Here is a 25,222-nt window from a genome sequence, read left to right on the forward strand (position 1 = left end):
TCATGAGCCGAGCATTGTCCGCACGCAGGAATGACTCCATCGCCGCGCCACACCGCGCGGCATGGCCGACCCCGGCACAGCTGGCCACGCTTGGCACCGTGTTGTGTCTCTACCACGCCGACGGCAACGAGCTTGGCGGCTGGCGCCAGGCGGTGCGCGTGCATGCCTGCCAGGGCGTGGACAGCGAGGGCCTGCGCGAAAGCCTGTGCTTCCTTGACGGCCGTGGCCGCTGCGTGTGGCGCCTGTACCTGCTGCCGGACAGCGATTTCCTGGCCTGGGACCGGTTGGTGGCCGCGCTGCCGCCGGGCCCGCAGCACGACAGCGACGGCAGTGTCGGTGAACGCCTGTGGCGGCGCCTGGCCGGTCATCTCTGCGGCCAGCGCTGGCGCCTGTGCGCGCTGCGCCTGCATGCCGCCGATGATGGCCGCACCCTGGCGGCCAGCCTGTCGACGCTGTCGTCGCTGGGCGCGGCCACCGCACGCCGCATCGCCCGCCTGGAAGGCGCCGAGGGCGAGCTGGCCATCGATGACTGCTGCTGTGCCGACGCCGCGCGCCGGCCGGCACCACGGATTCCCGGCGACCTGCCGCTGATCCGCCTCTGATCTGTTTCTGATGGAACGCCCGACGGCCATGGATGGCCTCTCAACGAACCTGCAACCCCGAAGGAAGACCCCGATGAAATTCCAGACAGCCAGCGTCCTGCTGTTGCTCGCCGCCAGCGGCGTGGCCAGCGCGCAGCCCTCCGACATCGCCCGCGACCACGACAGCATCCTGGCCATGCAGGGCGAGTACACCGTGGATTTCGCCTTCGACGAAACCGTGCTGCTGAAGCCGGGCTACGAGCGCGCGCCGGCGATGCGCAGCGGCGGCAATGAAGTGGTCATCGTGGTCGAGGACACCCCGAAGCGCATCGTGCTGCAACACCTGCTGCTGGACGAGAAGAGCGGCCACATCACCAAGCACTGGCGCCAGGACTGGGTCTACGAGGCCCCGAACCGTTTCGAGTTCAGTGCCGACCAGACCTGGCGGGTACGCAGCATCCCGGCGGCGGAGAACCAGGGCGCCTGGACCCAGTGCGTGTATGAAGTGAGCGATGCACCGCGCTACTGCGGCACCGGCAAATGGACCTACACCAACAACGTGCCGAGCTGGACCAGCGACCTGAGCTGGCGCCCGCTGCCGCGCCGTGAGTACACCAAGCGCAGCGACTACAACGCGCTGGCCGTGATCAACCGCCATACGCTGACCCCGAACGGCTGGACCCACGAGCAGTTCAACACCAAGGTGCAGCGCAACGCCGACGGCACCCAGGTGGAGATCGCCCGCGAGTTCGGCTTCAACGACTACGTGAAGACCACCGAGATCGACTTCACCCCGGCGCGCGACTACTGGAAGGCCACCGCCGGCTACTGGGCCAAGGTCCGCCAGCGCTGGGACGGTTTCCTGACCCAGGCCCCGGGCGTGCACCTGAAGACCAAGATCGACGGCATGGCGATGATCATTCCGCTGTTCACCCAGGCCGAAGAGATCCAGTCCGGCAAGAAGGTGAAGGACAAGCAGATCGACGAAGTGTTCGCCAAGTACGTGGAAAAGGCGCCGAAGGAAGGTTGATCGGCGCCGCGGTCCTGGTGGGTGCCGGGTTTGTCCGGCACCGCATCCACGCATGGCGTGGATCTACCGGACAGCAGTAGATCCACGCCATGCGTGGATGCCAGGTTCAGGACGCCTTTCCACCCAAGGTGGTCAGGTCCAGCCCCGCGTCCTGGAAAGCACGCAGGGTCGCCTGCAGGCTCGCCTCGTCATCGCGGGTACGGACGCCCATGACAGCTTCGTGGCAACGCACCCGATCCGTGCTGCAGGCGCTCCGGTCCGGCAGCAGCAGCGCGGTCTGCGCCACTAGGATCGCCATGTGCGCCACTTCCTTCCTTGGCTTCGGTTGGCCCTGGTAGAACCGATTGAATTCCGCACGCAGGTCGGCCACCACGTCGGCATCGCTGCGCGTGCGTGACACGCCGGCCGGAACCAGATAGGTCTGATGGCCCTCGTGGAAGGCGCGCGCTTCGTCGGCCAGCATCGTTTCCAGTACGAAGGCCTGTACCTGATCCGGGACATGGCCCGCCGCAGTGCGGGCGCATGCGGGTAGCAGCGCGGCGAGCAGCGCGGCGAGCAGCGGGACGCCGACGAAAACGACGCGCAGACAGAATCCACTTCTCATTGCTATTCCTTGAACATCAGAAACGCCGCCGCCACGATCAACCCGAATGCCGCGTAGTGGTTCCACTTCAGCGGCTGGCCCAGATAGAACGCGGAGAACACCGCGAACACCAGCAGCGTGATGACTTCCTGCATGCCCTTCAGCTGCGGCGCCGAATACACCGCGCTGCCCAGCCGGTTGCCCGGCACCTGCAGGCAGTATTCGAAGAAGGCGATGCCCCAGCTGACCAGGATCACCGTCATCAACGGCGCGCTCTTGTACTTCAGGTGCCCGTACCAGGCGAAGGTCATGAAGATGTTGCTGCCGAGCAGCAGCAACACCGGGTACAGGTAGGCGGCGAACGACGTGCCGGGCATCCGGGTGATCTCGTGGGGTTGGGGCGCGCAGCATAGCGCTGGCGCCCCCCGGTGCGTGTCACGGCCGCGTCAGGCCTCGCGCAGGGCCAGGGCCGGAGAGGTGTGCAGGATGCGCCGGGTACCCCACCAGCCGGCCAGCAGGCTCAGCCCGATGCCGACCACGCCACCCAGCAGCAGTCCCGGCCACGGTGGCAGCAGCGGTAGTTCGAACACCTTCTGCGAGACCGCCACGCCGATGGCAGCGGCGGCACCGACCGCCAGCAATGCGGCCAGCGTGCCCAGTGCGCCGAATTCGACCAGTACGGCTCCGCGCAGCTGGCGACGGGTCGCGCCCAGCGTGCGCAGCACCGCGCTGTCGTAGCGACGCTCACCGGCCGTGGCCTGCAGCGCGGCCAGCAGCACCAGCACGCCAGCCAGCAGGCTGAACACCATCACCAGCTGCACCGCCTGCGCCACCCGCTCCATCACATCGCGCACCTGCGAGATCACCGCATCCACGTCCAGCAGCGACAGGTTCGGCTGCGCACGCACCAGCTCGCCCAGCCCGGCCGCCTTGCCGGCCGGCAGGTGGAATGCCGACAGCAGGTTGTGCGGGGTGTCACCCACGGCGTTGGGGTTCAACAGCACGAAGAAGTTGGGCCGGAAGGTGTTCCAGTCCGCCTTGCGCACGCTGGTGACGGTGAATTCGCGTTCCTGCTCGCCCACCGCAATGGTGATGCGGTCGCCGGGATACACGCCGTAGCGTTTGGCCCAGCCGATTTCCACCGACGCTTCCGGTGCGGTGCTGTCGGCTTTCCAGAACGCGCCATTGACCAGCGTATTGGCCGGCGGGAACGTGCTGCGCCAGCTGAAATTCAGTGGCCGGTTCTCGTCATCGTCATCGCGCTGGCCGCCCTGCGCCGGTTGCCCGTCCTGACCGGGCTCGCGGTCCACGCGCAGCGGCGGCTTGCCGTTGATGGCGATCAGGCGCCCGGTGGCCATCGGTTCGATGCTGGCGTCGTTGGCACCCAGCCCGCGCAGCGTTGCCAGCACACTGTCGCGCTGTTCGGGCTGGATGTTGATCAGGAAGTAGTTCGGCGTGTCCGCCGGCAGCCGCTCGCGCCACTGCTGCAGCAGGCCTGGGCCGGTCACTGCCAGCAGCAGCAACGCGCACAGCGACAGCGACAGCCCGACCAGCTGCATCACCGCCAGCAGCCGGCGCCGGGTCAGTGCGGCCAGGCCCAGTCGCCAGTTGCCATGCAGGCGATGCTGCAGGCCGCGCATCAACTGCAGCAGCACGAAGCCGACCACCCCGGCCGCCACCGCCAGCGCGGCCAGGCCACCCAGCACCCACAGGGCCAGCTTGAGGTCACCGGTGACCTGCACCGCCAGCAACAGGCTTGCCCCCAGCGCGGCCACATAGGCCAGCAGCGAGGCCGGCGGCAGGGCAGCGAAGGAACGGTTGAGTACGCGCATCGGCGGCACCCCGCGCAGGCGCAGCAGCGGTGGCAGGCCGAAGCCGAACAGCAGCAACAGGCCGATGCCGGCACCGGTCAGCGCCGGCATCGCTTCCGGCAACGGCAGGCGCTGCGGCACAAGGCTGCCCAGCACCTGTACCAGCCCCTCCTGCGCGGCCATGCCCAGGCCGATGCCAAGCGCACAGGCCGGTACCGCCAGCATCAGCAGCTGCAGTGCCAGGCCGAGCAGGATGTCGCGCTGGCGCGCACCGAGGCAGCGCAGGATCGCCACCTGGTCGATGCGGCGCAGGGCGAAGCGGTTGGCCGCCAATGCGGTGGCCACGCCGGCCAGCAGCACCGCCAGCAGCGCGCTCAGGCCGAGGAAGCGGCCGGCCAGGTCGAAGGCCTGGCGCACGCCGCGCTGGGTGTCATCCACGCTCAGCAGGCGCAGGCCCTTCACCTGTGGCAGCAGCCACTCGCGCAGGGACGCGACCTGCCCCGCCGGTCCTGCAAACATCAGCCGGTAGTTGATGCGGCTGCCGGGGCCAAGCAGGCCGGTGCCTTCCACATCGGCGCGGTTGACCAACAGGGTGGGGGAGAGCGTCAGCAGGTCGCCACCGGTATCCGGTTCGGCCTCGATGATGCCGGCGATGCGCAGCGTGCCAGCGCCGAACTCGAGATCATCGCCGGCCTTCAGTCCCAGCCCCTGCAGCAGGCGTGGATCGGCATAGGCCTGGCCCTTGGGCGGCATGCCGGCGCTGGCGATCAGCGCGCCACCGGGCGTGCTGCGCACCCGCAGCGTGCCACGCAGCGGATAGCCGGCCTGCACCGCCTTGATGCTGGCCATCTGGCTGGCGTCGCCATGGAACAGCACGCTGCCGAAGCTGGCGATACGGGTGTGGGCCAGTCCACGGCGTTGCGCTTCGTCGGCGAATGCCTGCGGTGGATCGTCGCGCCCTGCAATGCCGAGGTCACCGCCGAGCATCTCCGCCGCGCTGCCGGTCAGCGCCAGGTTGACCCGGTTCACCAGCGTACCGACCGCGGTCATCACCGCCACGCCCAGTACCAGCGCGGCGAACACTGTCAGCAGGTCGCCGGCCAGGGCCTCGCGACGCAGCGCGCGCCACGCATGCCGCAGCAGGTTCATGCCTGCGCCCCGCGCTCGACCGGCAGCAGGCGGCCGTCGTCGATGCGGTGGATGTACTGGCAACGCTGGGCCAGGCGCAGGTCGTGGGTGACCAGTACCAGCGTGGTGCCGCTGCCTGCATTCAACTCGAACAGCAGGTCACTGATGTGCTGGCCGGTGGCATGGTCCAGCGAACCGGTCGGTTCGTCGGCGAACAGGATGCGCGGGCGGGTGACGAAGGCACGTGCCAACGCCACGCGCTGCTGCTCGCCACCGGACAGTTGGCGCGGGTAGTGGCGGGCGCGATGGGACAGGCCGACCTGAGCCAGCACCTCATCGACCCGCGCACGATCCTCGCGCCCGGCCAGTTCCAGTGGCAGCGCGACGTTCTCGGCGGCGGTCAGCGCCGGCAGCAGGTGGAAGCTCTGGAACACGAAGCCGACCTCGCGCGCGCGCAGCTGGGCACGTGCTTCCTCGTCAAGGTGGCCCAGGTCCTGGCCGGCCAGCGCGATATGCCCGCGGCTGGGCAGGTCCAGTCCGGCCAGCAGGCCGAGCAGGGTGGTCTTGCCGGAACCGGAGGCGCCGACGATGGCCACGCTGGTGCCTTCATGGACGGTCAGGGTGATGTTGTCCAGTATGTGGACTTCACCCTCCGGGCCCTGCACGGACTTGCCGACCTGGTCGACGGCGATGGCGACGGGCGCGCTGCGGGGGGACAGGCTGTCGATGAGGAGACTCCAATGCGCAAGACGAGATGGAGCCGGCGAGCCGGCGCGATGATGGTGCTGCTGCTAGCGTTCCTGCTGTTGCCGGGGCTGGCCTGTGCCAAAGGTCCGGCCGGTACCGTGCTGGTGCTCGGCGACAGCCTCAGTGCTGCCCACAATATCCCCGCCGACGCCGGCTGGGTCAGCCTGCTGCAGCAGCGGGTCAGGCAGCAGTCGAAAACCCCGGCGCGCATCGTCAACGCCAGCATGAGCGGCGAGACCACCGCTGGCGCGCTGACGCGCCTGCCGGGACTGCTGGCGAAGGAAAAGCCGACCGTGGTGGTGATTGCCCTGGGCGGCAACGACGCACTGCGCGGGCTGACCCCGGCACAGGTGCAGGGCAACCTGGAAAAAATGGTGCAGGCCAGCCAGAAGGCCGGGGCCAAGGTGCTGCTGCTCGGCATCGACGTACCGCCCAACTATGGCCCGGCCTACCGCCAGCGTCTGGCGGCGGCCTACAGGACGCTGGCCACGCAGTACAAGGTGCCGCTGCTGCCGTTCCTGCTGGAGGGCGTGGCGCTGCAACCGGGCATGATGCAGGCCGACGGCCTGCACCCGACCGCGCAGGCACAGCCGAAGGTGCTGGACAATGTCTGGCCGCTGCTCAGGCCGCTGCTCTGAACCGTTTGATTCCCTCTTGACGGAACTTCACATCACGTCCACCGTCGATGCGGCATGTTTCACAAAGCTGAAGTTAGAGGGAATCACATGCGTCAGACGAAGGAGACCTCCGGCTTGGTGCTGGTGGTCGAAGACAACCGCAACATCTCCGAGATGATCGGGGAATACCTGGAAGGTCGCGGCTTCGAAGTCGACTATGCACAGGACGGCCTGGATGGCTACCGCCTTGCGGCGGAAAACAGCTATGACGTCGTGGTGCTCGACCTGATGTTGCCGCGCCTGGATGGCATCGAAGTGTGCCGTCGCCTGCGCAACGATGCGCGCAAGTCCACCCCGGTGCTGATGCTCACGGCACGCGACACGCTGGACGACAAGCTCACCGGCCTCGGTTTCGGTGCCGATGACTACCTGACCAAGCCGTTCGCGATCCAGGAGCTGGAAGCCCGCCTGCGCGCGCTGATCCGTCGCGAACGTCGCCAGGTCGGTTCGGAAGTGCTGAAGGTGGCCGACCTGGTGCTCGATCCGGTCAGCATGCGTGCGACCCGTGCCGGCACCGAGCTGCAGCTTTCGCCGATCGGCCTGCGCCTGCTGACCATCCTGATGCGTGAATCGCCGCGCGTGGTCACCCGCCAGGAGATCGAGCGCGAGATCTGGGGCAATGGCCTGCCGGATTCGGACACGCTGCGCAGCCACCTGTACAACCTGCGCAAGATCATCGACAAGCCGTTCGACCGTCCGCTGCTGCACACCGTGCAGAGTGCCGGCTACCGCATTGCCGACATCGCCCAGCCGATGGCCTGAGCAGGATACTCGCCGGTGCAGTGGCAGGCCCGGCCGGGTTGTGGCCACGTACGAGGGCAGGGCATGACCGGCCGGCGTTGTCGCCGGTCATCGCCCATGCACCCGCACGGCGTGGCGCGCTGCCTATAATCGCAGCGCTCTGACCGGGACCCCGCAATGCCGCACGGCCTGCCGCGCAAGATCCGTATCGCCTTCATCCTGCAGGCAGTGCTGGCCAGCCTGGGCATCCTGCTGGGTGCGTGGCTGGTCTCGCTGGTGATCAAGCACAGCCTGGTGGGCGCTGCCCTGCGTGAGGAGGCGGCGTACTACTGGACGCTGCATGAAGCGTCACCGGTGCAGCCACCGCCCAATACCCAGAACATCCGCGGCTACCTGCTGGAAAGCGGGCAGTCGGCACTGTCGTTGCCGGCCAACCTGCGCAATCTGGAGCCCGGCTTCCACGAACTGCCCAAGGATGACCAGCTGGTGCTGGTCGACGTGCGCCCGGCCGGTCGCCTGTACCTGGTGTTCCTGCGTTCGCGCGCGGAGATGCTGGCGTTCTGGTTCGGCATCGTGCCGGTGCTGCTGACCCTGCTGGCGGTGTATGGCGCCAGCTGGGTGACCTACCGTGCCTCCAAGCGCCTGGTGTCGCCGGTGAACTGGTTGGCGCGGCGCGTCTCGCGCTGGGACCCGGGTCATCCGGAAGCGGCCGACCTGGAGCCCAACAAGCTGCCCGCCGACATGCAGGGCGAGACCCGGCAGCTGGCGGCCGCGCTGCATTCGCTGGCCAACCGGGTCAGTGCGCATGTGGCACGCGAGCGCAATTTCACCCGCGATGCCAGCCATGAACTGCGTACGCCGCTGACCGTCATCCGCGTGGCCAGCGACATGGCACTGGGTGATGAAACCCTGCAGCCGCGCCTGCGCCGCAGCCTGCAGCGCATCCAGCGGGCTGGCCGCGACATGGAAGCGGTGATCGACGCGTTCCTGATCCTCGCCCGCGAGGCCGACGTCGAACCGCAGATCGAGCTGTTCGACGTCAACGACATCGTCCGCTATGAAGTGGACAACGCCAATGAACTGCTGGGGTCCCGCCCGGTGTCGGTGCACCTGCACAGCGATGGCCCGGTGCAGCTGCATGCGCCGCCGCGGGTGCTGCAGGTGGTGGTCAGCAACCTGGTGCGCAACGCGTGCAGCTACACCGACGAAGGGCGCATCGACGTGCATGTGCACAACGATCGGGTGGTGGTGCGCGATACCGGCATCGGCATGTCCGCCGAAGCGCTGTCACGGGCGTTCGAGCCGTTCTACCGCGCCGAACCCAGCCGCCCGCAGGGCACCGGCCTGGGCCTGTCGATCGTGCGCCGCCTGTGCGACCGCTTTGGCTGGAAGGTCAGCCTGAGCAGTGAGCCGGGGCAGGGTACCGAGGCGACGGTCATCTTCCGCTGACGCGGCGACCTGCCGGGGTCGGATCCCGTTGCTGCGCAACGGGCTCTGACCCCATCCTGCTGGAATGTCGGTAGATCCACGCCATGCGTGGATGGGGTTGCGGTTGCGCCGGGCCATGCCCGGCGTCCGCGGTGCCTCAGTTGCAGTTGACCTTCGGCGCCACCGCCCTGGTCCAGATCGCGTAGCCCGCCGGGGTCATGTGCAGCATGTCCTCGCGGAACAGCTTCGCATCCGGCTGGCCGTCGGCACCCAGCATCGGCGTGTAGATGTCGGTGAAACCGGTGTTGGGCAGCTTGGCCAGGGCGGCCTTGACCAACGTGTTGGCCTCGTTGATCGCCGGCAGCAGGTGCGCACGCGACGGGCTCGGCTTGATCGACAGGTACTCCACCGTGGTCTTCGGCAGGTCGCGATGCACGCGCTGCACGAAGGCGACCACATCATCGCGCACCTGCACGGCGGTGCGGCCGCTGTTGAGATCGTTGTCACCGGCGTAGAAGAACACCTTGCACGGCGCATACGGCACCACGATCTGGCCGGCATACCAGGTGCTGTCACGCACTTCCGAACCGCCGAAACCGCGGTTGAATACCGGCTGGCCGGGGAAGTCGGTGGCCAGGCTCTCCCAGAAGCGGATGGAGGAGCTGCCGATGAATTCGATGCCACCGCGCGGCGGCGGGCTGGCCTGGTCGGCGCTGGCGAAGCGGGCCATGTCGCCGGCCCAGGCCACGTTGGAGACCTGTTCGGGCACCCGGGGCGACGTGGACGGGCCCAGGGCCTGGGCCAGCGGTGCAGCGGTGAGCAGGCCCAGCATCAGCAGGCAGGTACGGCGATGGGACATCAGGCGCTCCAGCAGGGAAGGGGAGGGTCATCATAGGAGCACGGCGCGGCATGGCGCTTTCCCCGGGCAGGCCATTCGCCCGGACTGCCGAGGGTATGGGGGGCAGCCTTGTGGCAAAATGGCGGCCATCTGCCTATTCCTGTGCACCCATGATTCCCTGCCGTGCGTCTGAGCGGTCGCTGCGCCGCGCCCCTGTTGCTGGATGTTCCACCCGTGGCTGACCAGTTCGGTCATCTGCCCCGCGGCCCGCGCCGCATCTTCCAGGCCGCCCGCTGGTCCTGGCAGGGCCTGCGCGCCGCCTGGCTGCACGAATCGTCGTTCCGGCTGGAGGTCTACCTGCTGATCCTGCTGACCCCGGTCGCGATCTGGCTGGGGCAGACGCCGGTCGAGCGTGCGCTGATGATCGGTTCGATGCTGCTGGTGCTGGCGATGGAACTTGCCAACTCGGCCATCGAGGCGGTGATCGAACGTTACGGCAGCGAAATCCACGAGCTGGCTGGCCGCGCCAAGGACATGGGCTCGGCGGCGGTGTTCGTGCTGATGATGAACGTGCTGCTGTGCTGGGCCCTGGTCGTGGTTCCGCACGCGCTGGCCGGCAGCTACGGCTGAAACCCCATTCCCCCACTGCCTTGAAGAGTTTCCATGTCCTTTGAGTTCCTCGCCGACCCCAACGCCTGGGTGACCCTGTTCACCCTCAGCGCGCTGGAAATCGTGCTCGGCATCGACAACCTGGTGTTCATTTCCATCGCGGTCAGCAAGCTGCCGGAAGAACGCCGCCCGTTCGCGCGCAAGCTCGGCATCGCGGTGGCCTGCATCACCCGCATCGCGCTGCTGGTATCGCTGGCCTACCTGGCGCACATGTCGGCCAACCTGTTCACCGTGGCCGGCATGGGCATCTCCATCCGCGACCTGGTGCTGATCGTCGGCGGCCTGTTCCTGATCATCAAGGGCTACATGGAGATCAAGGAACTGATCACCGGTGGCGAAGACGAGAACCCGGCCACCAGCAAGGCGTCCGGCGTGTTCGGCATGGTCATCCTGCAGATCGCCATCATCGACATCGTGTTCTCGCTGGACTCGGTGATCACCGCCGTCGGCATCGCCGACCACATCCCGGTGATGGTCGCCGCCATCCTGCTGTCGGTGCTGGTGATGCTGCTGGCCGCCAACCCGCTGGGCCGCTTCATCGATGCCAACCCGACCGTGAAGATGCTGGCGCTGGCCTTCATCCTGCTGATCGGCGCGGTGCTGATCCTGGACGGCCTGGACGTGCACGTGCCCAAGCCCTACATCTATGCCGCGATGGGCTTCTCGGTGCTGGTGGAGTGGCTGAACCTGCTGATGCGCCGCCGCGCACGCGACCACCACGTGCCGGGTGCCGGCGACTGGTAAGTGCGTGACCCCGAACCCCCGGCGCTGCCGGGGGTTCTTCGTTGTGGGACGCGTTCGCCGGGCATGGCCCGGCGCTGCCGGATTGCTGGTTCCCCGGCCCTGGTAGCGCCGGGCCATGCCCGGCGAGGCAGGAGCCGCCGTCTGTGAACTGGAATCAACAGTGTTTTCCCGGGGCGAGGCTTAATCGCCTGCGGCAAAGCGCGCAGGCTACGCACCTGCCCGTTTCCGCCCCCAGGAACCCCCATGAACTCCAGAGCCGCCTTGCTGGCCCTTGCCGTCGGCGCTTTCGCCATCGGCACCACTGAATTCGCCCCGATGGGCCTGCTGCCGGTCATCGCCGATGGCGTCGGCGTCAGCATCCCGTCCGCCGGCATGCTGATCACCGCCTATGCCGTGGGCGTGATGCTGGGCGCACCGGTGATGACCCTGTTGATGGGCCGGTTCGGCAAGCGCACTGCGCTGATGCTGCTGATGTCGATCTTCGTGGTCGGCAACCTGTTGTCCGCGTTGGCGCCGAATTACGGGCTGCTGCTGCTGTCGCGCCTGGTCACCAGCCTCAACCACGGTGCCTTCTTCGGCATCGGTGCGGTGGTTGCCGCCAGCCTGGTGCCGAAGGACAAGCAGGCGGCCGCCGTGGCCACCATGTTCATGGGCCTGACCATCGCCAACATCGGTGGCGTGCCGCTGGCCACGTGGGTGGGCCAGCAGCTGGGCTGGCGCCTGTCTTTCGCCGGCACCGCGGTGCTGGGCGTGGTAGCGATCACCGCGCTGGGCCTGGCCCTGCCGGCATCGGCACCGGGCCCGCGCCCGGACGTGCGCCGCGAGATGAAGGCCATCCTGCAGCCGCAGGTACTGCTGGCGATGGGCACCACGGTGCTCGGCGCGGGTGCGATGTTCACCCTGTACACCTACGTGGCGCCGGTGCTGACTGAACTGACCGGTGCTTCCAACGCCTTCATCGCGATGTCGCTGGCGCTGATCGGTATCGGCTTCACTTTCGGCAACGGCATCGGCGGGCGCATGGCCGACTGGTCGCTGGACGGTGCCACCCGCATCCTGCTGGCAGTCCTGGCCGTGCTGATGTTCGTGCTGCCGCTGGCCTTCATGAGCCACGCCACCGCGGCGCTCGGTGTACTGCTGTTCGGTGCGGCGACGTTCGCCATCGTGCCGCCGCTGCAGATCCGGGTGATGGAAGCGGCCAGCGAGGCGCCGGGGCTGGCGTCGTCGATCAACGTGGGTGCGTTCAACCTCGGCAATGCCGTAGGCGCGGCGCTGGGTGGTGCGGTGATCAGCTCGGGCCTGGGCTACGCCGCGATTCCGGTGGCCGGTGGCCTGCTGGCGGCGGCGGGATTGCTGCTGGCATGGCTGGGGCGTCCCCGCACTGCGGTGGCTGAAGCCTGCTGAGGGTGAGGGGTTCCGGCAGGGCTGCGCCCTGCACCCGCAGAGGCAACGTCAAAAGCTGGGCTACTGAGGGATGGCGGGGCGGGTCCGGTGGCGGGGGACGCCGTAAACCCGTCCCTGGGGGCTTGGCCGCGGCATCCATGCCGCGGACACCCCCGCCACCGGACCCACCCCGCCTTCGACAGTCTTCCGCGATCTGTCGGAATGCGTTCTGCGCTGCTGTTGGTAGGTGTCGACCTTGGTCGACACGGTAGATCCACGCCATGCGTGGATGGCAGACACCAGGAATGTCTGAAGGGTCGGCTTTTGCTTTTGATTTTTCTTTTGATCTTCCCGCGGTGCGCAGAAAACTGTCCATGGCCGGGAGGGTGGGTCGGCTGGGGGCGTGAGCCGCATGGATGCGGCGACCGAGCTTACATGGACGTACTTGCAGCGGCCCCCAGCCGACCCACCCTCCCGGCCCATCCCCGAGCTGGCTGGACCACACCGCGGAGGGGGCCGCGCCCGATGGCCGACCTTCACCCCAACCGTGGCATGCTCGGCGCCAAGCCCACCCGGAACCTCCGCCATGCGCCTGTTCACCCGCGTCCTGCCCCTGATGCTGTTGGCCTCCCTGCTGTCCGGCTGTGGCTACAACGCCATCCAGCAGAAGGATGAAGCGGTCAAGGCCAGCTGGTCGGAGGTCATCAACCAGTACAAGCGCCGCGCCGATCTGGTGCCCAACCTGGTGCAGACCGTGAAGGGCTTCGCCAGCCAGGAAGAGCGCGTGCTGACCGAAGTCACCAACGCCCGTTCGCGCGTCGGCCAGATCAACGTCAACGCCGATGACGAGGCTTCGCTCAAGCAGTTCCAGCAGGCCCAGGGCGAACTCGGCAGCGCGCTGTCGCGGCTGCTGGTGGTCTCCGAGAACTACCCGCAGCTGAAGTCGGACCAGAACTTCCGCGACCTGCAGGCGCAGCTGGAAGGCACCGAGAACCGGGTCACCGTTGCCCGTGGCCGTTACATCCAGCAGGTGCAGGACTACAACACCTACATCCGCTCGTTCCCGCAGGTGATCACCGCCAAGATCTTCGGCTACAAGACGAAGCCGAACTTCACCGTGGACAACGAAGCGCAGATCTCCAATGCGCCGGCAGTCGATTTCGGCAACGCGCCGCAGCAGCAGCCGGCACCGCAGCCGGGCCATTGACCCATGCGCCTGGCCACCGTGCTGCTGGCCCTGCTGCTGTGGCTGCCGCTGGCGTCGCACGCCCAGCAGCTGGCGCCGATTCCTGCGCTGGATTCGCCGGTGGTCGATACCACCGGCACGCTGGATGCCACGCAGAAGCAGGCGCTGGTACAGCAGGCGCTGGACCTCCAGCAGCGCAAGGGCAGCCAGCTGCAGGTGCTGGTGGTAGCCACGACTCAACCGGAAGACATCGCGCAGTACACCACGCGCGTCTTCGACCAGTGGCAGATCGGCCGCAAGGGCGTGGATGACGGTGTGCTGCTGGTGGTGGCCAAGGAGGACCGGCGCGTGCGCATTGAACCGGGTTACGGCCTGGAGGGAGCGATTCCCGATGCCATCGCCAACCGGGTCATCCAGGAGTACCTGGTGCCGCGCTTCCGCAGCGGCGACTACGCCGGCGGCATCACCGATGCCACGGCCGTACTGGTGAAGATCGTCGATGGTGAAGCACTGCCTGCGCCGGTCAGCGGCCAGCGTGGCCGCGAGCCCGAGGGTGGCGGCGATACCTGGTTCCTGGCGCTGTTCATCGGCGTGTTCGCCGGCAGCATCCTGCGCGGCGTGTTCTCGCGTGTGCCGCGACCGCTGCGTGGCCTGCTCGGCGGTGCCGGTGCAGCGGTGGCGGCGTTCCTGTTCACCTCAACCTTGCTGGCCAGTGGCCTGGCGGGCGTCGTGGGCCTGATCGTGGCCATGCTCTCCGGTCACCCCGGCCGCTTTGCCGGTGGCGGCGGCTGGGGCGGTGGCAGCTGGGGCGGCGGAGGCGGCTTCGGTGGCGGTGGTGGATTCGGCGGCGGCGGCGGTTGGGGCGGTGGTGGTGGGCGCTCCGGCGGTGGCGGTGCTTCGGGGGGCTGGTGATGATCCAACGACTGTGTCGTCATGTGTTTTCGCCGTCGGTACGGCGTGCGTTCCCGCCGGCCACGCTGCAGGCGATCACCGAGGCCATCGCGGCCGGTGAGCAGCGCCACGGCGGGCAGGTGATGTTCGCGGTGGAAGCGGACCTGCCGCTGGCCGCGCTGTGGCACAAGGTCACCCCGCGCCAGGCTGCCGAACACGCCTTCGCGCGCCTGCGCACCTGGGATACCACCCACAACAACGGCGTGCTGATCTACCTGCTGCTGGCCGACCACGCCATCGAGATCGTCGCTGACCGGGGCCTGCACGGCCGGGTCAGCCCGGCGCAGTGGCAGCGGGTCTGCACCCATCTGCGCGAGGGCCTGCGCGGATCCAACCCGGTGGAAGCGCTGCAGGATGCGATCGACGAGGTCTCCAGCCTGGTGGAAGGGCACTTTCCGGCCTCGACGCGGTCGAACGATGACGCGTTGCCGAACTCGCCCCAGCTCCTTGGTTGAGCCGGGGCGGCACTGGCCCGAGAATAGGCGTTCAACCGCAAGGCACCTTCCATGATCTATTTCCACGACATCGACCCCATCGCCCTCTCGCTGGGGCCGATCAAGGTGCATTGGTACGGCATCATGTACCTGCTGGGCTTCACTGCGGCCTGGCTGCTGGGCCGCAAGCGCATCGCCGACGGGCGCCTGCCGGGCGTCGATGCCAACGGCTTCTCCGACCTGCTGTTCTACGCCATGCTCGGCGTGGTGCTGGGCGGGCGCATCGGCTACATGCTGTTCTACGCGCTGGGCGATTTCCTGCACAACCCGCTGCTGCTGTTCAAGGTGTGGGATGGCGGCATGAGTTTCCACGGTGGCCTGCTGGGCGTGCTGGGCGCCTGCTGGTGGTGGTCGCGCAAGCACGCGCTGCACTTCTTCGACACCATGGATTTCATGGCGCCGCTGGTGCCGCTGGGCCTGGGCTTCGGCCGCATCGGCAACTTCATCGGTGCCGAGCTGTGGGGCAAGTACACCGACGGTACGTGGGGCGTGGTGTTCCCGTCCGGCCTGCCGGCGCCGCTGAACCAGCTGGACCACGCGACCCTCCAGGCGCAGTTCGCCACCGGTGCGCTGAACCAGTTCGCGCGCCATCCATCGCAGCTGTATGAAGCCTTCCTGGAAGGCCTGGTGATGTTCGTGGTGCTGTGGGCCGTGTCGGCCAAGCCGCGCCACCGTTACCTGGTCGGCGGCCTGTTCGCGCTGATGTACGGCCTGTTCCGCTTCGCGGTGGAGTTCGTGCGCATGCCCGACAACGGCGTCTACGTGGCCTTCGACTGGCTGACCCGTGGCCAGATCCTGAGCCTGCCGCTGATCGCTTTCGGCCTGGTGCTGCTGGCGATGTCGCGCCGCGCGCCGGTGCTGCAGCCGCAGCTGCCGGTGGCTGCCGAGGGCAAGGCATGAAGGCCTACCTGGACCTGCTCTCGCACGTGCTCGAACACGGCGCGGAGAAGAGCGACCGCACCGGCACCGGCACCCGCAGCGTGTTCGGCTGGCAGATGCGCTTTAACCTGGCCGACGGCTTCCCGCTGGTCACCACCAAGAAGCTGCACCTGCGCTCGATCATCCACGAGCTGCTGTGGTTCCTGAAGGGCGACACCAACATCGGCTACCTGAAGGACAACCAGGTACGCATCTGGGACGAGTGGGCCGACGCCAACGGCGATCTCGGCCCGGTGTACGGCAAGCAGTGGCGCAGCTGGGCCACTGCCGATGGCGGCGCGATCGACCAGATGCAGTGGCTGGTGGACGAGATCAAGCGCAACCCCGATTCGCGGCGGCTGGTGGTCAGCGCCTGGAACGTGGGCGAGCTTTCGCAGATGGCGTTGATGCCGTGCCACAACCTGTTCCAGTTCTACGTGGTGGACGGCAAGCTCAGCTGCCAGCTGTACCAGCGCAGCGGCGACATCTTCCTCGGCGTGCCGTTCAACATCGCCAGCTACGCGCTGCTGACCCACATGGTGGCGCAGGCCACCGGCCTGGGCGTGGGCGATTTCGTGCATACGCTGGGCGACGCGCACCTGTATTCGAACCACTTCGAGCAGGCCCGCGAGCAGCTGTCGCGCGAACCGCGCGCGCTGCCGAAGCTGTGGTTGAACCCGGAGGTGACCGACCTGTTCGGCTTCCAGTTCGACGATATCCGCATCGATGGTTATGACCCGCATCCGGCCATCAAGGCGCCGGTGGCGGTGTGAGTGCGATGAAGCTCTCGATGATCGTGGCGCTGGACCGCAACCGGGGCATCGGCCAGGGCAACGCCATGCCCTGGCACCTGCCGGACGACTTCAAGCACTTCAAGGCGCTCACCCTGGGCAAGCCGATCCTGATGGGGCGCAAGACCGCCGAGTCGATCGGCCGCGTGCTGCCGGGGCGGACCAACCTGGTGCTGACCCGCAGCGGCCAGGTGCCGTTCGCGGGCATGCGCGCGGTGGCGTCGCTGGACGAAGCCAAGGCGATTGCCGAAGGCGAGGGGGCCAGCGAGCTGTGCATCATCGGCGGTGGCGAGATCTTCCGTCAGCTGCTCGACCAGGCCAGTGACCTGTACCTGACCTGGGTGGATGCCGAAGTCCCTGCCGACACCCACTTCCCCGAGGTGGATGCCGCAGTGTGGCAGGAAGTGAGCAGCGAGCCGCACCCGGCCGATGCGCGCCACGCGTATGCGTTCCGCTTCGTGCACTACGTGCGCCGCTGAGGGCGGAGGTGCCGACGGGAATACCGACGGAAACACCGACGGAAATGCCGACGGAAATGCCGACGGGGTAGAGTCGACTGTTAGTCGACTGCTCTTGGCGCTCCCCCTGAACCCCTCGCGCTGCGCGCGATAGTCGACTAACAGTCGACTCTACCGGGGCGAGCACTGCGGCATCCGGTAGCGCACGATAGTCGACTGTTGGTCGACTGCTCCTGGCGCTCCCCCTGAACCCCTCGCGCTGCGCGCGATAGTCGACTAACAGTCGACTCTACCGGGGCGGCCACTACGGCATCCGGTAATGCCCGATGATGGTGTGCTGGAACAGCAGGTTCTCTTCGCGCGTGCCGCGCGCGATGTTGTGCAGCACCAGCGGCGTGCCATTGGCCAGCCGCCGGTCGGAGACGATGCCCACATGCAGCAGGCCGTTGCCGTTGAGCTTCCAGGCGACGATGTCGCCGGCCGCGTAGTCGGCGGCGGCGGCGGTGATCGGCTGCTGCCAGCCCTGCCGCTCGAACCAGCGCATCAGGTTCGGCACGCGGCGATGATCGATGTTGCGGTCCGGCCGTGACAGTCCCCAGATCGCCGGGTACGCGCTGAAGTTGCCGCGCATGTCCTCATGCACGCGTGCCTGCAGGTCGAGGTCCAGGCTGCGCAGGGCACGCACCACCACGTCGGTGCAGACGCCGCGATCCAGCGGGACGTCCCCGCCGGGGTACGCCAGGACCTGATAGGCCGGGTCGTAGCGGGTGGTGACGCCGATCTGCGCGCGTGCGGCGGCCACCAGTGGCGGCGAAGGCGCCTGCGGTCGCGATGGCGTGTGGTCGGCGTTTCCGCCGCCGGTGGGGGCCGGGGCCGAAGTGGGCTGGCAGCCGCTGGCCAGGGCCAGCGTCAGCAGCACCATCCATGGTGCCCAGCCGCGCCGCGTCATGCCTGCGGCGGAGGACTGTTGTTGCCGGGGCCCGCAGAGCCACCACCACCACCACGGCGCCGACGACGGCGCGGGCCGCGGTTGCCCGGGGTGGCGGCCGGAGCGTTGCCGCCGCCCTGTTCCTTGCCCTGCGCCGATGCAGCCGGGCGCTCGTGCGCCGGTCGCGCTGGTGGACGGGCGTTGGGCACCGGTGCCGGTACATCGCGGCCCGGCACCTGCACAACGCGCAGTTCATCGGTATCGAGCTGGATCGCCGTAAGCTTGCCGCCCCACACCGCACCGGTGTCGATGGCGTGCACGCCCTGGGTAATGGTCAGGCCCAGCGCCGACCAGTGGCCGCACACGACCTTGAGGTCGCGCTCGACCCGGCCCGGCACTTCGAACCACGGGTACAGCCCCTGTTCCTGCGTGCCCGGCGTGCCCTTGTCCTCGATGCCGATGCGCCCACGCGGGGTGCAGTAGCGCATGCGGGTGAGCACGTTGATGATCGCGCGTGAACGGTCGTAGCCGGACAGGTTCGGTGCCCAGCTCGGCTTGTCGCCGTACATGTTGCGGAACAACTTGCGGTAGCCGGCGCCGTGCAGCTGTGCCTCGACTTCGGCGGCATGCTTCTCGGCCATCTGCGTGGTCCACTTCGGCGCCAGGCCGGCGTGCACCATCATCCAGCCCAGCTCGCGGTCCACGTGCACCAGCTTCTGCAGGCGCAGCCAGTCCAGCAGTTCGTCGCGGTCCTCGGCCTGCACGATGCGCAGCAGGTCCGGGTTGACCTTGCGCTGCTCCTCTTCGGTGCGCGCGCCGACGGCCAGCAGCGAAAGGTCGTGGTTGCCCAGCACCACCACGCTGTGTTCGCGCAGCGAATGAACCAGCCGCAGTGTTTCCAGGGACTGGCCACCGCGGTTGACCAGGTCGCCGCAGAACCACAGGGTGTCCTGCGCCGGATCGAAGCGGATCTTCTCCAGCAGCCGCTGGGTGACGTCATAGCAGCCCTGCAGGTCGCCGATCGCCCACACACTCATCGTTCGGCCTCCGTGTCAGTGCAGGGTACGCGGGATGGCCAGCACGAAAGGTGCGACCGGCGCGGCAAATTCGGTGCCGTCGTCGGCGACCATGTCGTAGTGGCCCTGCATGGTCCCGTGATCGGTCCCCAGCATGACACCGGACGTGTAATGGAAGTCTTCACCGGGACGCAGGCGCGGCTGCTCGCCGATCACCCCGTCGCCATCGACATGCTCGACACGGCCGTTGGCATCGGTGATGCGCCAGTGGCGTGCGACCAGGCGCGCGGCAACACGCCCCTGGTTGTGGATGCGGATCGTGTAGGCGAACGCATAGCGCCCGTCTTCCGGCGCGGATTGATCGTCGAGGAAGCGCGGTGCGACTTCGACGGAGATGGCATAAACGTCAGCGTCTTCCATACCGGCAGTGTAATCAGGGGGCATTGGCCAAGGCGATGAATTCGGCCACGTCCAGCTGCTCGGCACGGGCATCGGGACGCACGCCGGCGGCAACGAACTGCTCGGCGGACACCACGTTGTTCAGGGCGTTGCGCAGGGTCTTGCGGCGCTGGCCGAAGGCGGCCTTGACCACGTCGGCGAAGCGCTTGTGATCGAGGATGTTGATCGTTGCCGGGTCGCGCGGCACCAGCCGCACCACGGCCGAATCGACCTTCGGCGGCGGCCGGAACGCGCCCGGCGGCACCACGAACAGCGAGGTCACCTGGCAGTACGCCTGCAGCATCACGCTGAGCCGGCCGTACACCTTGCTGCCGGGGCCGGCGGCCATGCGGTCGACCACTTCCTTCTGCAGCATGAAATGCATGTCGCGGATCACCGCGGCATGTTCCAGTGCATGGAACAGGATCGGCGAGGAGATGTTGTAGGGCAGGTTGCCGACCAGGCGGATCGGCTGGCCGGCGGCCAGCTCGGTGAAGTCCACGCGCAGCACGTCGCGGTGGACGATGGTCAGCTCGCCCAGCGGTTCGGCGGCGGCGGTCAGCGGCGCGATCAGGTCGCGGTCGAACTCGATCACCGTCAGCTTCGGATGCACGCGCAGCAGCGGCAGCGTGATCGCGCCCTGGCCGGGACCGATCTCGACCAGGCGGTCGCCGTCTTTCGGGTTGACCGCCATCACGATCTTGTCGATGTAGTGGCGATCGGCCAGGAAATGCTGGCCAAGCTGCTTCTTGGCCGGGGCGGTGAACACCGGGCCGGAGGGGGAATGCGGGGAATTCATGCGCTCAGTGTACGTTGCCGCGCAAGCTGCGCACACAACGTCGTTGCCGCCTGCAGGCTGGAAGGATCGGCGATGCCGCGGCCGGCCAGATCCAGCGCGGTGCCATGGTCCACCGCTACGCGTGGGTACGGCAGGCCCAGGGTCAGGTTCACCGCCTGCTCGAAGCCCGAGTACTTCAGCACCGGCAGGCCCTGGTCGTGGTACATCGCCAGCACGCTGTCGAAGCCGGCCAGCTTGGCCGGCAGGAACGCGGTATCGGCCGGCAGCGGCCCGATCAGGTCCATGCCCTCTGCGCGCAGGCGCTGCATCAGCGGGATGATCAGGTCCAGCTCTTCGCGGCCCAGATGGCCGTCTTCACCGGCGTGCGGGTTCAGGCCGAGCACGGCGATGCGCGGCGCCGGCAGGCCGAATTCGCGGCGCAGCGCGGCGTGCAGGGTGCGCAGCGTGTGTTCCAGGGCGGGAGCGGTGATCGCATCGGCCACCTCGCGCAACGGCAGGTGGGTGGTGGCCAGGGCCACGCGCACGGTGGGGTTGGCCAGCATCATCACCACCTTCACGCCGGCCTGGTCGGCCAGCAGTTCGGTGGTGCCGCTGTAGGCGATGCCGCCCTCGTTGATGACTGCCTTATGCACCGGGCCGGTCACCACGCCGTGCAGTTCGCCGGACAGGCAGGCCTGGCCAGCGCCAAGCAGGGCGCCGATGACCGCGCCGGCATTGGCCGGATCGGCCTGGCCGAAGTGGCTCGGGGCGGCATTGGCCACCACGCGCAGGCGCAGGTCGCCGGGGACGCATGCTTCGGCATCCTCGGGCAGCAGTTGCAGCGGCAGGTTCAGCGCGGCCGCAGCCGCGCGCAGGGTGTCCGGGTCGGCGAAGGCCAGCAGCCGGCAATCTTCACGCGGCTGCTGGACCAGGCGGACGCACAGCTCCGGGCCGATCCCGGCGGGCTCGCCCGGTACCAGAGCGAGCTCGGGGCGCATCGATCAGGACTGCGGCGGCGTGGCGGTGTTTTCCGCGCGGTCACCGCTGCGGAAGCTGACGTAGGCTTCGCCACGCAGTTCCTGCAGGAAGCGGTTGTACTCGTCTTCCAGCTTGCGGCGGCCAATGGTCTCGCGGACCTGGGCACGCTGGTTGTCGTTGGTCACGTCGGTCTGGCGAGTGGCCACGCGCTGCAGGATGTGCCAACCGGCATCGGTGCGGAACGGCTGGCTGACGCCGCCGTCCTGGATTCCGGCCACCTGCTGGCCAAAGGCCGGACCGAACGCATCGGCCGGGAACCAGCCCAGATCGCCGCCCTGGCCCTTGCTGTTGTTGTCCTCGGAGGACTCCTTGGCCACGGTCTCGAAGTCCGCGCCGCCAGCGATGCGGGCACGCAGGGTATCGATCTTGGCCTTGGCGGCCGCGTCGGTCTGGTGGTCGTCCACGCGCACCAGGATGTGGCGACCGTGGTACTCGGTGACGGTGCTGGCGCCGGCAGCGGCACTGGCATCGCGCACTTCCACCAGCTTCAGCAGCTGGAAGCCGCTGGGGCCGCGGATCGGGCCGACCACTTCGCCGGGCTTCATCTTTTCCATCATCTGCGCGAACGCCTGCGGGATTTCATCCAGGCTGCGCCAGCCCAGGTCGCCGCCTTCCAGCGCGTTGGGGCTGTCCGAATAGCGCACGGCGGCCGCGTTGAAGTCCAGTTCGCCCTTGTCCAGCAGCGCCTTCACACCGTCGGCCTTCTTCTGGCCGGTGGCGATCTGGTCGGCGTTGGCGCCGTCCGGCAGCGCGACCAGGATGTGTGCCAGATGATACTGGTTGCCGGCAGTGGCCTGCTGCTTCAGCGCGGCATCGACCTCGCCTTCGCTGACGCTGATGCGGCTCTGCGCAAAGCTCTGGCGCAGGCGCTGCACGGTGATTTCATCACGCACCGAGGCGCGGAAATCGTTGAAATCGATGCCGTCGTGGGCCAGGCGCTGGCGCAGGGCATCCAGGTTCGAACCGTTCTGCTGGGCGATGGAGTTCATCGCCTGGTTCAGCTCCTGGTCGCCGACACGGATGCCGCTGCCCTGGGCGCGGGCCACCTGCAGCTTGACCAGCACCAGGCGCTCGAGCACCTGGCGGCTGAGCACGTCTTCCGGCGGCAGCTGGTTTTCCCGGCCGGCGTACTGCGCCTTGATGTTGGCGATCGCACGCTGAAGCTCGCTCTGCAGGATCACGTCCTCATCGACGACGGCGGCGATGCGGTCGAGCGGCTGCGCCTCCTGGGCAAGCACCTGCAGGGGGGCGGACACGCTGGACACCGCCAGCAGCGAGGCGAGAAGAACGGGGAAGCGCTTGGTCATGGGATCAGGTTCGGATCGTAGTCATCCCGGGTCGCCCCGGTGTTGCTGGGCGGCACCAGATAGAGGTCGTCGCGGTTGTAGCCGAGGATAGCACGGCGCAGCGTGCGGTCCGTGTCCTGGCCGATGGAGCTCAGGCCCTTCAGGACGAACTCCACCTGGATGGCGTTGTTCATCTCGCCCTCGCGGTTGCGCACGTAGCGGCGGGCAACGGCGCGCACGGCCAGGCAGCAGCTGTCCCACTGCACGCCGCCGATGATTTCCAGCGGTTCCTTGTCCTGCAGCGAGTAGTAATAGCGGCCCACCAGGCTCCAGCGCGCATTCAGCGGGTACAGGAACGACAGGTCGGCCTGCTCCAGCAGGGTCCGGTCATGCTTGTTGGCGCCGGGCAGGGCACCCGCATTGATGCGGTAGCGGTAGCTCAGGTTGACCACGCCATCGTTGGGCATCAGGTAGCGGGCACGGACGCTGGCCAGATCCTCGCGCTTGTACTTGGGATCCCACTGGTAGGTGGCGCCCAGGGTCCAGCGGTCGTTGATCATGTAGTTGCCGTCGGCGATCCAGGCCGACTTGCCCTTTTCCACCGGCGCGCCGCCGGGGGTGACGGTCACCCGCGACTCATCGAAGTACTGGATCTGGCCGATCGAGGCCGAGAAGCGTTCCTTGCCGGTGGTCTGGTCGATGAAGCGGGTACTCACCGCCAGGGTCAGCTGGTTGGCGTCGTTCTGGCGGTCGGCGCCGGTATAGCGCGAATCGCGGAACAGCTGGCCCCAGCTGAAGGTGAAGTCACGCGTATCGAAGATCGGCAGCTCGTCCTGGTTGCGGTACGGCGTGCGCAGGTAGAACAGGCGCGGCTCCAGGGTCTGCAGGAACGACTTGCCGCCGATGCGGGTCTCGCGGTCGAAGAACAGGCCGGCGTCGATGCTGCCGATCGGCAGGCTGCGGCTGGGCGAGGTATTGCCGCGCAGCTGCTCGGGCGTGGCCGTGGCCGGGTCGATGCCCTGCGAGCGCAGGATCTGGGCCTGGATGCCGTTGACACCGTCGACCAGGCCGCGATCAAGCTGGTAGGCGGTGTAGCGGTAGGCCAGGGTCGGGGTCACATACCAGGCTGCGCCGCTGATCGGGAACGACACATACGGCTTCACGTCCAGTCGCGAACCACCGCTGACACCAACGCCGGAGGTGAGCTGTTCGCCCGTCCGCGTGTACTGCAGATCCTCGCCGGTGCCGACGGCGTTCTTGAAGTTGATGTCGTCGTGGGTGAAGCGCACGGCTTCGGCGTAGATGCCGGTTTCCAGCCATGAACGGACCGGCTTGTCCCAGTTGAAGTACAGGCGCGGCTGGCGGTTGTAGGGCAGGGCGCGCTCGTCGAGGGTGTAGTCGGTCAGCTGCCAGCGGTCGGCCATGATGCCGGCCGTCCAGTCCTTGCCGGTGCCATACAGGCCCACCGTGCTCTGCAGGTTGGAGGCGGTCACCCCCACCAGGCGGTTGGCGAAATCCTCGACATAGCGCTCGTCGCTGACCCAGGCCAGGTTGGCACGGGCCTGCCAGTGGCTGTCCACGTTGTGGTAGCCGGTGAACATCACCCGGCCGCGGTCACGGTCACGCAGGCGGTCGTTCGGCATGAACGAGGTCAGCACCTCGCCGCGGCCGCCGTTGTAGAGGTAGCGGAACTCGTTGTCGAGCAGCAGGCCGCGCCGGCTCATGTAGCGCGGGGTCAGCGTGTCGTCGTAGTTCGGCGCCAGGTTGAAGTAGATCGGCTGGGCGTAGTCGAAGCCGTTGCGCCCGGACATGCCCAGCTGCGGGAACAGCAGGCCGGTCTTGCGGCGGTCATCGATCGGGAACTTGAAGTACGGCGCCCACAGCACCGGCACCTTGCCGATGCGCAGCACGGCGTTGCGCGCGGTGCCGAAGCCCTCGTCGTTGTCCACTTCGATCTGCGGTGCCGACAGCTTCCACACCGGCTGCGAGGGGTCGCAGGTGGTGTAGGTGGAGCGGTGCATCTGGCCGACCGCACCCTGCAGGTCGACCGACTCGGCATCGCCGTTGCCGCGGCGCGACACCAGCTGGTACCGGATGTCGGTGATCTTGTGGGTGTCGCTTTCCTGGTTGCCCTCGGCACGCTTGGCGACCATACGGATCGACCCGTCCTGGTAGCGCACATTGCCGTCGGCGATGTAGTTGCCGGTCTCGGTGTCGAAGCTCAGCTTGTCGGTACCGACGAACTGGTCGCCGCGGCGCAGCGCCACGTTGCCTTCGTACTGCGGCACGGTGGTGGTGCCAAGCAGCTGGTCACCCTCGATGTCGGTCGGCTGCTGCTCGCGCGCGGCGGCGGCGCTGGCCTTGTCCTGGCCGGGGACCGGGGTCGGGGCGTCGGTGAACGCGGGGATGACGTCGGTGGCCGGGCACAGGCCCCAGTTGAGCGGCTTTTCATCGGCCATCACCGGCAGGCTGATGGCGATGCTCAGAGGCAGGGGAAGCAGGCGGAGGGCTCGGCGCACGCGGTTCGGATTCGGGCGAAAACGGACGGTAGCTTGCCCCATCCCTTGCATAGGGGCAATG

General features: G+C 68.0%; 25 protein-coding genes and 1 pseudogene. 14 read left to right on the top strand and 12 right to left on the bottom strand.

The annotated features are described in order from the left end of the window. Nucleotides 1-2 precede the first annotated feature (2 nt). Together QP552_RS03420 and QP552_RS03425 are read left to right on the top strand one after the other, a co-directional pair. Complete coding sequence (locus tag QP552_RS03420; protein WP_286074996.1) at nt 3-602, top strand: Hemin transport protein; 600 nt, start codon at nt 3-5, stop codon at nt 600-602. A gap of 73 nt (nt 603-675) precedes the next feature. Beyond that, nucleotides 676-1,611, top strand: coding sequence for a DUF6607 family protein (locus tag QP552_RS03425; RefSeq protein WP_286074997.1), 936 nt, complete (start codon nt 676-678; stop codon nt 1,609-1,611). 106 nt (nt 1,612-1,717) lie between these two features. On the opposite strand, the gene QP552_RS03430 is transcribed toward QP552_RS03425, so the two are convergent. The 4 genes from QP552_RS03430 to QP552_RS03445 form a co-directional block, all read right to left on the bottom strand. Next, the gene (locus QP552_RS03430; protein ID WP_286074998.1) at nt 1,718-2,215 is read right to left on the bottom strand and encodes a hypothetical protein; all 498 of its coding nucleotides are present in this window, start codon (nt 2,213-2,215) and stop codon (nt 1,718-1,720) included. Nucleotides 2,216-2,217: 2 nt separating this feature from the next. Next, nucleotides 2,218-2,571, bottom strand: coding sequence for a DMT family protein (locus tag QP552_RS03435; RefSeq protein ID WP_106550131.1), 354 nt, complete (start codon nt 2,569-2,571; stop codon nt 2,218-2,220). Between the two features lie 69 nt (nt 2,572-2,640). Then, nucleotides 2,641-5,154, bottom strand: coding sequence for an FtsX-like permease family protein (locus tag QP552_RS03440; RefSeq protein ID WP_286074999.1), 2,514 nt, complete (start codon nt 5,152-5,154; stop codon nt 2,641-2,643). After that, nucleotides 5,151-5,798, bottom strand: a complete 648-nt coding sequence (locus tag QP552_RS03445; RefSeq protein ID WP_286075000.1) for an ATP-binding cassette domain-containing protein — start codon at nt 5,796-5,798, stop codon at nt 5,151-5,153. Before QP552_RS03445 ends, QP552_RS03440 begins: the two co-directional genes overlap by 4 nt. A gap of 75 nt (nt 5,799-5,873) precedes the next feature. Between QP552_RS03445 and QP552_RS03450 the strand changes: the two genes are divergently transcribed. From QP552_RS03450 to QP552_RS03460, 3 genes are all read left to right on the top strand, one after another. Beyond that, entirely contained in the window at nt 5,874-6,518 is a 645-nt protein-coding gene (locus tag QP552_RS03450) for an arylesterase (protein ID WP_286075001.1), read from the top strand. Between the two features lie 87 nt (nt 6,519-6,605). After that, on the top strand, nt 6,606-7,319 hold the full coding sequence (locus QP552_RS03455) for a response regulator transcription factor (RefSeq protein WP_002811889.1): 714 nt from the start codon (nt 6,606-6,608) through the stop codon (nt 7,317-7,319). A 156-nt stretch (nt 7,320-7,475) separates the two neighbouring features. Beyond that, a complete protein-coding gene (locus QP552_RS03460) occupies nt 7,476-8,747 on the top strand; it encodes a HAMP domain-containing sensor histidine kinase (protein ID WP_111110963.1) in 1,272 nt (423 codons plus the stop codon). A 136-nt stretch (nt 8,748-8,883) separates the two neighbouring features. Here QP552_RS03460 and QP552_RS03465 read toward each other — a convergent pair whose 3' ends face one another. After that, nucleotides 8,884-9,585: an SGNH/GDSL hydrolase family protein gene (locus tag QP552_RS03465; RefSeq protein WP_286075002.1), complete on the bottom strand. Its 702-nt coding sequence runs from the start codon at nt 9,583-9,585 to the stop codon at nt 8,884-8,886. 213 nt (nt 9,586-9,798) lie between these two features. Between QP552_RS03465 and QP552_RS03470 the strand changes: the two genes are divergently transcribed. The 9 genes from QP552_RS03470 (at nt 9,799) to QP552_RS03510 (ending at nt 17,179) form a co-directional block, all read left to right on the top strand. Then, entirely contained in the window at nt 9,799-10,194 is a 396-nt protein-coding gene (locus QP552_RS03470) for a diacylglycerol kinase (protein WP_106550125.1), read from the top strand. Nucleotides 10,195-10,227: 33 nt separating this feature from the next. After that, nucleotides 10,228-10,977: a TerC family protein gene (locus tag QP552_RS03475; RefSeq protein WP_004144462.1), complete on the top strand. Its 750-nt coding sequence runs from the start codon at nt 10,228-10,230 to the stop codon at nt 10,975-10,977. Between the two features lie 243 nt (nt 10,978-11,220). Further along, complete coding sequence (locus QP552_RS03480) at nt 11,221-12,381, top strand: MFS transporter (RefSeq protein WP_111110959.1); 1,161 nt, start codon at nt 11,221-11,223, stop codon at nt 12,379-12,381. 565 nt (nt 12,382-12,946) lie between these two features. Next, nucleotides 12,947-13,567, top strand: a complete 621-nt coding sequence (locus QP552_RS03485) for a LemA family protein (RefSeq protein WP_014036028.1) — start codon at nt 12,947-12,949, stop codon at nt 13,565-13,567. 3 nt (nt 13,568-13,570) lie between these two features. Continuing rightward, on the top strand, nt 13,571-14,458 hold the full coding sequence (locus tag QP552_RS03490; protein ID WP_286075003.1) for a TPM domain-containing protein: 888 nt from the start codon (nt 13,571-13,573) through the stop codon (nt 14,456-14,458). After that, entirely contained in the window at nt 14,458-14,952 is a 495-nt protein-coding gene (locus QP552_RS03495; RefSeq protein ID WP_106550120.1) for a TPM domain-containing protein, read from the top strand. Before QP552_RS03490 ends, QP552_RS03495 begins: the two co-directional genes overlap by 1 nt. Nucleotides 14,953-15,003: 51 nt before the next feature. After that, nucleotides 15,004-15,891, top strand: a complete 888-nt coding sequence (gene lgt, locus QP552_RS03500) for a prolipoprotein diacylglyceryl transferase (protein ID WP_286075004.1) — start codon at nt 15,004-15,006, stop codon at nt 15,889-15,891. Further along, the gene (locus QP552_RS03505) at nt 15,888-16,682 is read left to right on the top strand and encodes a thymidylate synthase (protein ID WP_286075006.1); all 795 of its coding nucleotides are present in this window, start codon (nt 15,888-15,890) and stop codon (nt 16,680-16,682) included. Before lgt ends, QP552_RS03505 begins: the two co-directional genes overlap by 4 nt. A gap of 5 nt (nt 16,683-16,687) precedes the next feature. After that, complete coding sequence (locus QP552_RS03510; protein WP_286075007.1) at nt 16,688-17,179, top strand: dihydrofolate reductase; 492 nt, start codon at nt 16,688-16,690, stop codon at nt 17,177-17,179. A gap of 283 nt (nt 17,180-17,462) precedes the next feature. Here QP552_RS03510 and QP552_RS03515 read toward each other — a convergent pair whose 3' ends face one another. The 7 genes and pseudogenes from QP552_RS03515 to lptD form a co-directional block, all read right to left on the bottom strand. Then, nucleotides 17,463-18,107 (bottom strand): DUF1287 domain-containing protein, encoded by a 645-nt coding sequence (locus QP552_RS03515; RefSeq protein WP_106550116.1) that lies wholly within the window; start codon nt 18,105-18,107, stop codon nt 17,463-17,465. After that, nucleotides 18,104-19,123 (bottom strand): symmetrical bis(5'-nucleosyl)-tetraphosphatase, encoded by a 1,020-nt coding sequence (locus QP552_RS03520; protein WP_106550115.1) that lies wholly within the window; start codon nt 19,121-19,123, stop codon nt 18,104-18,106. The genes QP552_RS03515 and QP552_RS03520 overlap by 4 nt, the downstream gene beginning before the upstream one ends. A 15-nt stretch (nt 19,124-19,138) precedes the next feature. Further along, nucleotides 19,139-19,522, bottom strand: coding sequence for a Co2+/Mg2+ efflux protein ApaG (gene apaG / locus QP552_RS03525; protein WP_005412297.1), 384 nt, complete (start codon nt 19,520-19,522; stop codon nt 19,139-19,141). A 13-nt stretch (nt 19,523-19,535) separates the two neighbouring features. Then, complete coding sequence (gene rsmA, locus QP552_RS03530) at nt 19,536-20,339, bottom strand: 16S rRNA (adenine(1518)-N(6)/adenine(1519)-N(6))-dimethyltransferase RsmA (RefSeq protein ID WP_111112395.1); 804 nt, start codon at nt 20,337-20,339, stop codon at nt 19,536-19,538. After that, complete coding sequence (gene pdxA / locus QP552_RS03535) at nt 20,336-21,316, bottom strand: 4-hydroxythreonine-4-phosphate dehydrogenase PdxA (protein WP_286075009.1); 981 nt, start codon at nt 21,314-21,316, stop codon at nt 20,336-20,338. Before pdxA ends, rsmA begins: the two co-directional genes overlap by 4 nt. Before the next feature lie 18 nt (nt 21,317-21,334). Further along, nucleotides 21,335-22,663 (bottom strand): annotated as a pseudogene (locus QP552_RS03540) (peptidylprolyl isomerase); the annotation flags it as partial. After that, the gene (gene lptD, locus QP552_RS03545; protein ID WP_286075011.1) at nt 22,660-25,161 is read right to left on the bottom strand and encodes an LPS-assembly protein LptD; all 2,502 of its coding nucleotides are present in this window, start codon (nt 25,159-25,161) and stop codon (nt 22,660-22,662) included. The pseudogene QP552_RS03540 and the gene lptD, both read right to left, overlap by 4 nt. Nucleotides 25,162-25,222: the final 61 nt, after the last annotated feature.

It is taken from the genome of Stenotrophomonas sp. 59, from assembly GCF_030291095.1.
Lineage (GTDB): Bacteria > Pseudomonadota > Gammaproteobacteria > Xanthomonadales > Xanthomonadaceae > Stenotrophomonas > Stenotrophomonas maltophilia_Q.